At 49.0% G+C, this 13,032-nt stretch carries 8 protein-coding genes; 4 read left to right on the forward strand and 4 right to left on the reverse strand.

What is annotated here, in order from left to right:
* Positions 1-108: 108 nt before the first annotated feature.
* Complete coding sequence (gene glpK / locus NDI33_RS22645) at positions 109-1,623, reverse strand: glycerol kinase GlpK (RefSeq protein WP_190676147.1); 1,515 nt, start codon at positions 1,621-1,623, stop codon at positions 109-111.
* 386 nt (positions 1,624-2,009) lie between these two features.
* Between glpK and NDI33_RS22650 the strand changes: the two genes are divergently transcribed.
* The 3 genes from NDI33_RS22650 to NDI33_RS22660 all read left to right on the forward strand — a co-directional run bounded on the left by NDI33_RS22650 (position 2,010) and on the right by NDI33_RS22660 (position 4,556).
* Positions 2,010-3,368, forward strand: a complete 1,359-nt coding sequence (locus tag NDI33_RS22650) for an erythromycin esterase family protein (RefSeq protein ID WP_190676204.1) — start codon at positions 2,010-2,012, stop codon at positions 3,366-3,368.
* Positions 3,323-3,541: a hypothetical protein gene (locus NDI33_RS22655; protein ID WP_190676149.1), complete on the forward strand. Its 219-nt coding sequence runs from the start codon at positions 3,323-3,325 to the stop codon at positions 3,539-3,541. The genes NDI33_RS22650 and NDI33_RS22655 overlap by 46 nt, the downstream gene beginning before the upstream one ends.
* A 139-nt stretch (positions 3,542-3,680) precedes the next feature.
* Positions 3,681-4,556 (forward strand): phosphatase PAP2 family protein, encoded by an 876-nt coding sequence (locus NDI33_RS22660; protein WP_190676152.1) that lies wholly within the window; start codon positions 3,681-3,683, stop codon positions 4,554-4,556.
* 36 nt (positions 4,557-4,592) lie between these two features.
* Here the strand turns inward: NDI33_RS22660 and NDI33_RS22665 are convergent, their stop codons facing one another.
* The gene (locus tag NDI33_RS22665) at positions 4,593-7,070 is read right to left on the reverse strand and encodes a glycoside hydrolase family 31 protein (protein WP_190676154.1); all 2,478 of its coding nucleotides are present in this window, start codon (positions 7,068-7,070) and stop codon (positions 4,593-4,595) included.
* A 424-nt stretch (positions 7,071-7,494) separates the two neighbouring features.
* On the opposite strand from NDI33_RS22665, the gene NDI33_RS22670 reads away from it, so the two are divergent.
* Entirely contained in the window at positions 7,495-7,707 is a 213-nt protein-coding gene (locus NDI33_RS22670; RefSeq protein WP_190412242.1) for a hypothetical protein, read from the forward strand.
* A 7-nt stretch (positions 7,708-7,714) separates the two neighbouring features.
* On the opposite strand, the gene NDI33_RS22675 is transcribed toward NDI33_RS22670, so the two are convergent.
* Entirely contained in the window at positions 7,715-11,224 is a 3,510-nt protein-coding gene (locus NDI33_RS22675) for a tetratricopeptide repeat protein (protein WP_190676156.1), read from the reverse strand.
* A 367-nt stretch (positions 11,225-11,591) separates the two neighbouring features.
* Positions 11,592-12,674 carry a glycosyltransferase family 4 protein gene (locus tag NDI33_RS22680; RefSeq protein WP_190676158.1) on the reverse strand — a complete coding sequence of 361 codons (1,083 nt, stop codon included), beginning with the start codon at positions 12,672-12,674 and terminating at the stop codon, positions 11,592-11,594.
* Between the last annotated feature and the right edge of the window lie 358 nt (positions 12,675-13,032).

Consider the following 13,032-nt stretch of genomic DNA (forward strand, 5'->3'; position numbering starts at 1 on the left):
TGTGAATACGACCATTCTTGACCGTGTGGGTAGATGCACAAGTTGGGCAGGCAGGCATGGAAGAAGGACAGCGAGAAACTCTACTTCTCTATCATTACATCTTTGGCACTACCCCCAATGTTTCGCTCTTTCAACTGCTTTTTGCCATATTGTAAAATTCGCCTGTGCCTGGGTGACTCCCGCACCGGGTTGAAAAGTTCGGTCGATTTGACGGCTTGCGGTTAATGTGGCGTAATCTTGCCAAAAATTAACTGCCAAACCAGCAGCAAAAGCGGCACCTTGTGCAGAAGCATCGAGAACGGCTGGACGTTCTACTGGGATTCCTAAAACATCCGCTTGGAGTTGCATTAAAAAGTCATTTTGACAAGCTCCTCCATCTACTTTTAGCAGGGAAATGTCGGTGCCGCTATCTTGGTTGATGGCTTGTACAACTTCTTTGACTTGGAAGGCGATCGCTTCTAGCACCGCCCTGACCATGTGTTCTCGCTGCACCCCGCCCGTAATGCCGAAAAATGCCCCCCTCGCACTCATATCCCAGTGCGGCGCACCCAAACCACTCAAAGCCGGAACGAAGTAAACACCTCCGTTATCCGCCACCTGCTGCGCCATTCGTTCTGTATCCGTAGCCGCAGTAATCAGTTTAATGCCATCCCGCAACCATTGGATGCAAGCTCCAGTGGTAAATATACTGCCTTCCATGCCATAGCCGACTTGGATTTTTCCGTCATTGCCTGTCTGCGTCCAAGCGACAGTCGAAAGGAGTTGATTGCGCGATCGCTGTATTTTCTCTCCGGTATGTGTAACTAAGAAGCAGCCAGTGCCATAGGTGCATTTTAATAACCCAGGCCGATCGCAACCATGAGCAAATAAGGAAGCTTGTTGATCGCCTAAAATTGCCGTAATGGGCACCTCACCGCCTAATAATTCCGGCTGAGTGTAGCCAAATAAGCCTAAACTTGGCTGGATTTTTGGCATCAAATGAACCGGAATTTTAAATAACTTCAGCAGCGTTTCATCCCACTCCCGCGAAGCCAAATTCATCAACATCGTGCGGCTGGCGTTACTATCATCCGTGGCGTGAACCTTACCGCCTGTGAGGTTCCAGAGAATCCAGGTATCAATCGTGCCTGCTAAAACATTCTCTAAATCGATGGGGGGATGTTCTCGTTGAATTTCCTCCAACAACCAAGTTAATTTAGTTGCAGAAAAGTAGGCATCTAATACTAACCCCGTGCGCTCGTAAATATTTGCTGCGTGACCTTGACTTGCAAGTTGATTGCACAGGGGTGCCGTGCGTCGGTCTTGCCAGACAATGGCATTATGTAACGGTCGCCCCGTGGTTTTGTCCCACAGCAGACAAGTTTCTCGCTGCACGCTTAACCCAATCGCAGCAATATCTTTTGCAGTGATGTCCGCCTTCTGCAATACAGTCTGCATCGCCCAACAAGTATCTTGCCAAATTTCTCTGGGGTCATGCTCTAACCAACCCGGTTGGGGATAATACTGAGTGAGTTCTTTGTAAGCAGAGCTAACAATCATCCCGTCAGCATTAAATAAGATCGCTCGGTTGCCGGTAGTACCGAGGTCTAGGGCGAGAACGTAGGCAGGAGTCGATGCAGTCATTGCAAGCTTTATTAGTAATAAATTGAGAGTTTTTCAACGTGCGAGTCAAGCCGAAGTCTCGATCGTCAACGTTGCCAAGAATGCCAAGAAAGCGCTCGCTGCTACACGCATCAGACTTTGAGCGTGCAACGTCTACGTTTCTCGGCTTTTTTCTATTCCTCATAACAGACTAACTTCACTCAGAGCCTTTCCTGGGGTAGAAGTTAGCAGAAATCGTGGCAGTTAGTTTGGAGGTAGACTCTCCACGTTCTGAGACTTTGCACAAGTATTTTGCACAAGTATAAGAGTCTGCCAAGAACCAGTTCTCATCAGCAATGCGATCGCATAAATATTCACCCGGTAGCGATCGCTGTCCCAAGCAAATTTTTGAAAGGAGGGCTAAAGCGATGCCCGACGCGACTCAGACTAATGCGACTCAGACTAAGCTAACCGATACCGTGCGCCAGATTGCCCACCCGCTCACAGGTGCCACCTCGGACTACGACCCCTTGATGGAACTTGTTGGCGATGCCCGCTTTGTCTTGCTGGGTGAGGCATCCCACGGCACCCATGAATTTTATCAAGCGCGAGCCGAAATTACCAAGCGGCTGATTCAAGAAAAAGGCTTTACAGCGATCGCTGTCGAAGCCGATTGGCCCGATGCTTACCGCGTCAACCGCTACGTCACTGGTGTCAGCGACGATACCACCAGTAACGAAGCACTCTCTGGCTTTGGACGCTTCCCCGCTTGGATGTGGCGCAACGCGGATGTGGTCAACTTCATTGATTGGCTGCGCCAGTACAATAGCGCCCTCCCTGAAAATGCGACGAAGACTGGCTTCTACGGTCTTGACCTCTACAGCCTACACCAGTCAATCGCCGCCGTTCTCGACTACCTGGACAAAATTGACCCAGAGGCGGCAGAACAGGCGCGTCACCGCTACTCGTGCTTTGAAGACTTTGGTGAAGACGCTCAATCCTACGGGTATGTCGCCAACTTCGATGTTGAGGAATCCTGTGAGAGCCAAGTTGTTAACCAACTTCTAGAATTGCAACATCGTGCTAGCGAGTACGCCCATCGGGATGGTCGCGTGACAGAGGACGAATTTTTCTTTGCCGAACAGAACGCACGACTGGTCAAGAACGCCGAGGAATACTACCGCTCAATGTTTCGTGGTCGGGTATCGTCGTGGAATTTGCGCGATCGCCACATGGCAGAAACGCTGCAACACCTCGTCGCTCATTTGGACAAACAAGGCGATCGCACCAAGGTCGTCCTTTGGGCACACAACTCCCATCTCGGCGACGCCCGCGCAACCGACATGAGCGCACACGGCGAACTGAATGTCGGTCAACTGGTGCGCGAACAGTACGGTCGCGACGCGGTACTCGTCGGCTTCAGCACCTACACGGGAACCGTCACCGCCGCCTCAAATTGGGACGCACCTGCCGAACGCAAGCGCATCCGTCCGGCAGTCCCAGACAGTTATGAAGGGCTGTTTCACGATACGGGTTTGCCGCGCTTCCTGCTCGCCTTACGCGACAGTGGCTCATCAATCAAAGGATTGCGGGAGCCTCGATTGGAACGGGCGATCGGTGTCATCTATCGACCCGAAACCGAGCGGAGCAGCCATTACTTCCACGCACGGCTACCCGACCAATTTGACGCCATCATCCACTTCGACGAAACCCAAGCAGTGCAGCCACTAGAGCGTGCCGGATGGGAGACAGACGAAGTGCCAGAGACTTTTCCCTCTGGTTTTTAACTCGCCTCGCAGGAAGTCCCGTCCTCTACCGGATCGAGGGGGAGCGGGATGAAACCCCGGCTGTTGACGATACTCCTGTGACCCATGCCGTTCGTGTAGAGTCTCGAAGAGAAGGCGAGGAAAGAGGAGATGGAGGAAACAGCCAGTTATTAGGCCCCACCCTAGATTTATGAATCGGCTTCTTCCCCGCGAACAGGGACGGCTTCTCCCTGAGACTTTGGTACCGCATTCTAAGCGTGGAATTCTCCTCCAGCACAGCGACTTAGCTAAAACGTAATATATTTAGTTAGGTTTTTTGGAAAAAATTGCGGCATGGGGATTGAGCTACTGTGGAGTGCTGAGTCGATTATTGGAGTTCAGCGCTTTTTTGGGGCTAGCTGGAGTTGGTTCTTTAAGACCCTCACCATACTAGGGACAGTTCCGGCGATCGCAGTGGTCTTTGCTGTGGTGTTGTGGATCTGGGGGCGAGAGCTTGCCTACGGCTTGCTGGGTATTATCCTCTGGGCAACCTTTACAAACGTCCTGATTTGGACACTCTTCCCGGTGCCGCGTCCGCACGACCCGCAGATCGAGATCCGCGAAAAACAAACAGTACCGTCCTTTCCCAGCGGACACACCGTTACTGCAACTACCCTGTGGGGAACGTTGGCTGCGTTCGATCGTATCCCGATCGTGGTTGCGGTGGGTACTGTTGCGGGGGTGATGCTGAGTCGCCTATATCTCGGCGTACACTATCCGGTAGACTTACTCGGTGGTGTGTCGATCGGGCTGATCCTGGTGCTGACTTATCAGCGTTTGTGGTTCGTGCTTTTGCACTGGTTCTCCGGACGCCCCTTTCGATTTTTCTTAATCCTCGGTCTTTCCGCACCCGTTGCAGTGTTTCCTTTCACCGGCTTTTTGCCCCAAGCTTGGGAAATTTTTGGTGCTGCACTGGGTATGGGAATTGGAATGCCCCTGGAATATTGGTACGTTCATTACTCCCCAGATATACTTCCCCTGCAAAAGCAAATGTTGAAGCTGGCGGTCGGTTTGGGAGGACTTGCCATGCTCGTACTGGTGCCTCGCCTCATCGGTATTTACGGGGTGGCGCTTGAGGTGGTGACATTTGCGATCGCGGCGTTGTGGATCGTGTTCTTGGCACCGGCATTGTTTGTACGCATGAAACTATCATCGACAGGACTAACGTAGCCATTCTGCAATCAAGCTTAAAAGAGGCAATTGGGATTAAAAAAACGCTCCTTTCAAGCGAATTTGCTGGAAGCGATGGATGCTACCGCCTCCCGCTGCGCTAACGCATTCCACACGATTCCCCTGAGAAGTCACTTCTGCCCCATCTAGCCAAGCTTGCTGCACTTCCATCCCGTGAAGTTGCACCTGGACACTGGCGTAAGGGAAAGCATAATCCCCGTGTTGTTCTTCCCAGGTCAGTTCTAAACCGTTCTCGTCCCGCACCATCCGGAATCGATCGAGCCGCGATTCTCCATATCCATCTCCGGCGTCGCTGTAAAGATGAGCTTCGCCGGTTCCTTGCACGGGTGGATAGAGGTGAAGAATCAGTTGCCGATCTTCTTCCATTGGGAGAATACTCCCCGCCCTTACCAGCACCGGAATTTGCTCTAGCGGTGCATCCAGACTTACCGACTGCGAACCCTCCAGGACTGCATCATCCCAGAAACGATACCAACGACCTTTCGGTAAGAGGACTTCACGCGATCGCGCTTTATCCTCGACAATCGGACAAACCAGCAGTGCATCGCCCAACAAGAAAGCATCTTCTACATCCCAAAGTGCAGATTCATCGCTGTCAGCCCAGAAAAGCGGACGAACTGGAGAATAACCCTTCTGGCTTGCTTCCCAAGCCAATGTATAGAAGTAGGGCAGCAGTTTATAGCGTAATTGCAAGAATTGCCGAATGATACTTAAGTAAGGTTCGCCATACGTCCACGGCGTCCGGTGTTCAACGTTATTAGAAGAGTGGGTGCGGCAAAAAGTCAGAAAACTTGCCATCTGGAACCAGCGCAGGTAAAGTTCAGCACTCGGATTTCCCTGAAAACCGCCGATATCCGGGCCACTATAAGGAACTCCCGATAGTCCTAACCCCACAACCGTCGCCACCGTCTGCCGCAACGCCGCCCAAGTACACTCAATATCACCCGTCCAAGTCCAAGCATAGCGCTGGAGTCCCGCCCAACCCGAACGCGAAACAATGAACGGGCGTTGATGGGGTCGATGTTCCCGCAGACTTTTGTATCCCGCCTCCGCTTGCAGCAATCCGTAGATATTATGCGCCTCCCGGTGGTCGCCCCCTCTCCCCTCCAGGAAATGCCGCGTCGGTTTGGGAAGAGAGCGATCGCCCCAAAGAATAAAAGCAGCCGGTTCGTTCATGTCGTGCCAAAATCCTGCCACGCCGACATCGAGCAAGTATGCATACTGCCGACTCCACCACTTGCGTACCGTTGGATTTGTGTAATCGGGGAAAACTGACCAACCGGGCCAGACCGGGGCAACAACAAGCTTACCGTTAGGGTGTTTGCAAAACGCATCAAGAATCTGACCCTCTAAGAACAAGTTGCTCTGGCGGCTGTACTTGATTCCAGGGTTAAGGATGGCAATAAACTGCACCCCCAGCTCAGCCAGTTCTTGCGTAAAACTTCCTAAGTTGGGAAAGCGCTCTGGGTCAATCGTGAAGGCTCGGTATCCCACCTGACAGTCAATATCTAGGTGAATCGCACTCAACGGCAAGTTATGAGCCTGAAATGTCTTCGCTTCTTTGCGGACTGCCTCTTCCGTACCATATCCCCACTTCGACTGATGATAGCCCAAAGCCCAGCGTGGAGGCAGGGGAGAACGTCCCGTCAGCTCCGTGTAACGCTCTAGTAGTTCCGCAGGGGAGCCGGAGGTGAAGTAGTAACGCAGCGATCCTCCGTCGAAGTCGGCTGTGGCGACATCTGCAAACGTAAAATTGGCATTAAAAGAATTTTCATAGAAAACCAAGTAACTGCCTGCGGAGTGAAGACCCCAATAAACCGGAATGCAAATATACATCGGATCTGAACCGGGGGCATACATCCCAGCAGCGTCATAGTTCCACATCCGATAGGTTTTAGGTTGCTCGGTAACTTCTCCTTTCTTTGTCACCTCCCTCGCTGCACGCAGGTTGAGGGAAGAAGCGCGTTCTCCTAAGCCATAAATGCGTTCTTCTTCTCGCAGTTGGGCTTTGTGAATCCATCCCCCATCTTTTCGTTGCGGCGGGAGTTCTTCCCGTAAGGTTTGTCCAGAGGCGTCGCAGAATTTCAGGCTGCCATCGATTCCGACGATAACGGTGAGATTGTGGCTCGAAACCGTCCAACCCTCCGCCGTTTCTTCCAACGTCGTCTCGACTTCCGACCAATCCTGACGAGCGATCGCATACGGAATCGGCGGTATCCCCGGCTTCCAATCCACTCGGACTAAATCGCTAGTCAGAAAACAAATTTCTAACTCTGCTTGCTCGAAGTAAAAATTAGCACCTCGATTGCTTGGCTCGCCCCGCAGTAATTTTCCGGGGTTGTCAAAAGCCTCATCGGCTGGCGGATTGAGAAACTCTTGTTCAATGCGATCGCGTTGGCGAGAATAGACCCATGCCTGCGGCATATAACTCACATAGAGCAGCGATCCTAGAACAAAACGTATCTTTAGCGATATTTCTTTGAAGAGACTCATCGTATTTATGCCAGAACAGAGCTAATCTTTTTAACCGATTTAACAAATCTTTTAATCGAGCAACTCTTCAAGAGAAAAGCAAATTTATCTTAGTAAGCTCATCAATCCTAAGTATGATCTCTTGAATTAAAATCTCAATATGCTAAAAAATATTCTGGTAATTAAAAAGACACGGGTGACAAATTCTGGCAGAGCCGGGTTGAAAGCCGTTGAGAGCGGGTTTCCTCTAGATAGCCAGTATAGACAAGGGTTGTCGCGTCTCCATCTATACTTTTTGAGTATAAATAGACAGAAAATGAATAAGCAGAAACTAATCAGAAATGTTAGTTTTTTTAGTCAAATTTAAGCCCCAAGATAGGGTATTTCTCTAAACCGATGAGTCTAAGCTGAAAAAGATAAATTCATTTAAATTGAGGAAAAAATTATGCCAGGTGGTCATGCCAGTCATAAAAGCACTTCACCAAAACCCAACACGAATGCGAATGGTCGGATTGATACTGCGGCTGACCTCTCAGTAGAGCCAGCCGATCTTCTGGATGAAGGTGTTGATGCCAGAAGAGCCGAAGAAGAAAGTCCGGAGAATGCCGCTGCGACTCAACGACCGAATCAAGGCGGATCGGGGCAAGAACAGCAGTAATCGGCATTTATAGACCATTGCCAATCAAGATGAAGGGTGCCCAATAATAAGGGTGGCTAAGGCGATCGCTAACATTACCGGGTATATCGCGAATCCGTTCGACGACAAAAATGCCCCGTTCTTGACCCAAAGCTGTATAGTCGCCGGTAATCAAGGCGATTTGTGCTTGGCGGAGGGATTCAGCTTTTGGGGTATTGCCATTTTCTAGGGCGGTATAGAAAGCATTCATCAGTGCTTGGGTACCGCCATCATCGACCGTCCACAAAGATGCGATCGCCGCCCTCGCACCCGCCTTTTGCATCAGGTACCCAAAGCCTAAAATCTCTTTCCCATCACCTAATTGACCGCCGACTCCGGTTTCACAGGCAGAAAGGACGACCAGATCGGTGTTTTTCAAAGGCCAAGTTTCGACATCGCGGAAATTTGCGCGATCGCCATTGCCAAATAAAATAAACGAATCTTCTGGTTTACCCGTGACAAAAGCGGCATGAGTCGCGAAGTGAAGGATAGAATAATCGCTAATCCGGGCTAATATCTCCTTTTCGCTAAAGTCCCGATTGAGTAAACCTGTCGTGCTGGGAAGCATCGCCACCAAGTTTTCGACTTCCTTCCCTGCAAAGCGCAATCCTCCAAAGTTGAAGTTGCGATCGCCGACTTGAAAGCTGTAATTTCCCTGACTGAACGCACCCGCTAAAATCTTAGGCGCTTGGGGTTTCTTGTCCCACTCGATCAAACTCAAGGCAGTGATATTATTGACGCGGTACTTCTGCACCAACCACTGATTGCCGTCATACAAAGCCGCTAGGGGAATGTAACGCAGTTGCCCGTCTGGGGCATAGATAATGGTCTGGGCTTTCGCTTCTTTAAGGGCAGCTTCTATCGGTTGAATGAGCCAATTGTAGAGTTTTTGGGCAGGTTCTTTCGCATTCGCGTTCGGATTTTTCAAAGCTGAGCGAAAATCGGCAATGGTGCGGTTGAGTTCTTCTCGTTTGACGGGGACAGTTTGATGAATCGGAGGCGCGTAGGGGGTAATGAGTACCAGTTCCAGGCGATCTTCGAGAATCAGCGGATAGAGAAGAACGGCATCTTGTGCCAGTTTCTTGAGGTTGTCCTGTAAACCTACAAGCATTTGCGGGCTGAGGTTTTCGCCGCCTGTAGTTTGGTTCAGTTGCCCGACAAGGGCGACAATTTGGGGAGAACCGATGAAATCGAGAAATTTTCGAGTTGTTGCCCGCTGAGCGGTTTCAATCTGTCGTCGGCGCTGTTCCTGCTGTGGAGTGCGATCGCTTGCGGGAATCTTCTGGAGTTTCTGTAGTTCTTTACCAATTTGGACAACGGAAGCGAGTTCAGTATTGTACTCGCCCAAAAGTCGCTCTTCTAAGGGTAAATATTCCACCCCCGGTTTTGTATTTTCGTTCCCTTGTACGGTGCGGAGGTAATCGTCGAGTTCTTGAACTTTGAGCAAGTCGAGGACTCGTTGTGCTTCGAGTACCCGGTTTTCTTTCAGCAGGAGATCGGCAAGACGGCGATAGGTAGCTGCAACGGTTTCGGTGTAAGACTGCTGTTGCTCTTTTGGCAGGATTCTTAAATCTTTGCGAATGGCTTCGGTGACATTGACAGATTGTTTGAAGAAAGCGATCGCTAATTGCGGCTGCTTCTGTTCCTCTAACAGGAAACCAATGTTGTTGAGGGTTACACCTTCCCCTGGCTTATCGCCAATTTCTTTAACAATCGCTAAAGCTTGTTGATAAAATTCCAAGGCTTTTGGGTATTGTCCCAGGTACTTGTAAACTGCCCCAATGTTGTTGAGGGTTGTCCCTTCCCCTGCCTTGTCGCCAATTCGAGAGCGAATGGCTAAAGCTTGTTGATATAACTCTAAAGCTTTCGGGTACTGTCCCAGGTAGTGGTAAACTGCCCCAATATTATTTAGAGTCCTCCCTTCCCCCGCCTTATCGCCAATGTCTTTACTAATGGCTAAAGCTTCCTGATAAAACTCCAAGGCTTTGGGATACTGTCCCAGGCTGTCGTAAACTGATCCAATATTGTTGAGAGTCGTCCCATCCCCTGCCTTGTCACCAATATCTTTACTAATGGCTAAAGCTTGCTGATAGAATTCTAAGGCTTTCGGGTACTGTCCCAGGTTTTTGTAAACTTGCCCAATATTGTTGAGAGTCGTCCCTTCCCCCGCCTTGTCGCCAATGTCTTTACTAATGGCTAAAGCTTGCTGATAGAACTCTAGGGCTTTCGGGTACTGTCCCAGGTTTTTGTAAACTAACCCAATATTGTTGAGAGTCGTTCCTTCCCCCGGTTTGTCGCCAACGTCTCCGCGAATGGCTAAAGCTTGCTGATAGAACTCCAACGCTTTTAAATACTGCCCTAGCTCGACGTAAACTGCCCCAATGTTGTTGAGGGTTGTCCCTTCCCCCGCCTTGTCGCCAATTCGAGAGCGAATGGCTAAAGCTTGCTGATAGAACTCCAAGGCTTTGGGATACTGTCCCAGGTAGTTGTAAACTGCACCAATATTGTTGAAGGTATCTCCTTCCCCTGCCTTGTCGCCAATGTCTTTACTAATGGCTAAAGCTTGCTGATAGAACTCCAGGGCTTTGGGATACTGTCCTAGGTAGTTGTAAACTGTCCCAATGCTGTTGAGGGTATTTCCTTCCCCTGCCTTGTCACCAATATCTTTACTAATGGCTAAAGCTTGCTGATAAAACTCCAAGGCTTTCGGGTACTGTCCCAGGCTGTCGTAAACTTGCCCAATATTGTTGAGAGTCGTCCCTTCCCCCGCCTTGCCGCCAGTGTCTTTGCGAATGGCTAAAGCTTGCTGATAGAACTCCAAGGCTTTCGGGTACTGTCCCAGGTTTTTGTAAACTAACCCAATATTGTTGAGAATCGTTCCTTCCCCCGGTTTGTCGCCAATGTCTTTACTAATGGCTAAAGCTTGCTGATAGAACTCCAAGGCTTTGGGATACTGTCCTAGGTAGTTGTAAACTGTCCCAATATTGCTGAGAGTCGTCCCTTCCCCTCCCCTGTCGCCAACTTCTTTGCGAATGGCTAAAGCTTGCTGATAAAACTCCAAGGCTTTCGGGTATTGTCCCAGGTAGTTGTAAACTGCCCCAATATTGTTGAGAGTCGTCCCTTCCCCCGCCTTGTCGCCCACTTCTTTGCGAATGGCTAAAGCTTGCTGATAGAACTCTAATGCTTTCGGGTACTGTCCCAGACTGTCGTAAACTCTCCCAATGTTGTTGAGAATGACGCCCTCGCCTTTGCGATCGCCAATTTCTCGATTAATCGCTAAAGCCTGCTGGAATTTCTCTAAGCCTTCTCGAAATTGACCCCTATCTAATTGCTGAAGTCCCTCTGCGTTCAGCCGCTTCGCCTCCGCTGTTCTATCTTGGGTCGTTTGTGCTTGAACTACCAGCGGCTCAAAGTTTGAGGTAAGCGGAAAAAGGGGAAATGTTACCGAAAGTAGTAGAGTCGCAGTAGTAAAGCTGAGGTATCTAAGACGGTAGTGCATTGGGAAGTCCTCTTGCCGCTTGGTAGATGGCTTGCTCCCTTATCTATATCTTTATCTGAGCCACAGTTATGTAAAAATTTGCTCAATTATCAAGCACTCCGGTTAGTGGCAAAGCTCATAGCTTGCACCATTGCTAAGTCGAAGGGCATTTGTAGAGACGCGAAATTGCATACAACTTAATTCAGCGAAATTCTTCTTAAGTCGGCTCACTTAACAGCAACAAGGCGAAATGATAACAAGTTTTAGGGCAATTAAAATTCTTAAACTGCGATTCGCTCTTAACTGAACTGAATTGAGAAATCAAGACTTACAGTTTGGATGGTAAAAGCTTCCTCCTCCCTGTAAGATTCCTCAAAACGATTAGCGATTAATGGGTGCTACGCAATTTAGATTGACTGCGGACGTGACCATTTTGCGAAAAGCGCTCTGCCAAGATTTGTTGATAAACTGCTTCGTAACCATCAGTCATCTGTTGGACGCTGAAGTGGGTTTGCACGTGTTCTCGACAAGCGTAGCGGTTTAATTGGGCGGCTTTATCAATTGCAGCGATCGCTTCTTCAACGTTGTGGGTCAAAAAGCCTGTCTTCCCGTGAGCAATCACTTCTGGCGTAGAACCCATCTTCATTGCAATCACTGGTGTTCCCGATGCCATCGATTCAATCATGACTAACCCAAACGGTTCGCGCCAGGTAATTGGGAATAAAGTTGCAACAGCCCCTCCCATCAATGCATTCTTTTGAACATGGTTTGCTTCACCTAAATATTCAATCTGCTTACCATCAATGTGAGGCTTGATTTGCTGCTCAAAATATTCCACATCAACGACATCCACTTTCCCTGCCATCTTTAAGTGCCAGCCAGAACGCTTAGCAATTTCTATTGCCAAATGCGGCCCTTTTTCCGGTGAGATTCGACCTAGAAAAGCCAAGTAAGGGGGGTTATCCGGCTGGGGGTAAAACTCATAAATCGTTGGATTGATGCCGTTATAAACTGTAGCGACGCAGTTCAGATTTAGTCTGGGTTCCCGCTGGTCATTGGAGATACTAATGAAAGGTTGACGACGGGCGTGCATAAACAGCTTTTCATTGTCTGGGGTAAAAATGCCATGCAGGGTGTGAACAGTAGGCGTTTTTACCAGATTCGCATACGGCAAGACAGCGCAGCCCATGTGAGAGTGAATGATATCAAACTTATCTGCTTGCTCGTAGACTCGACTCAATTGCAGCATTTCGTAAATGCTATATTCCTTCACTGAGGAGTCTAAACGGAGTGCCTGTGGATGAACAGATTCTAATTTAGCGAGACTGATGGAATCACCAGATGCAAACAAAGTGACCTCATGACCGCGCCGGACTAATTCATCGCAAAGTAACCCGACAACCAATTCAATGCCGCCATAGGCTGGAGGTGGAACACGCTCCCATAAAGGAGCCACCTGTGCAATTCTCATCACTAACCTCTTAATTGTAGTAAGGTCTAATTTAGATTAGAAGAGGCTCTGTTCTATAGATGTTTTGTTCCTTGTGAAGGATTTTCTAAACAGAGGAAATTACTTCACAAAATTTTAATAAAGACTATTTTGTTTTGCAAATGCTACTTTAGGCGGAAACCTGGAATTAAGAAGGTAGAGATATCCGAACCCAAAAAATATAAAATTTGAGATATTATTTTGAGAATTAAAATACTTGTATTATGAGAATTTTGCGCGTAATAATCTCTTTTTATCTGGCGCTATAACAACCCTATTGGAATTGTGAATCAGCAGAACAGATGACCGACTTCCTTAAAGAAGTCGGTCATCTCGCTCT

Origin of the sequence: Trichocoleus sp. DQ-A1 (genome assembly GCF_039961955.1) — a bacterium.
Taxonomy (GTDB): domain Bacteria; phylum Cyanobacteriota; class Cyanobacteriia; order Cyanobacteriales; family FACHB-T130; genus FACHB-T130.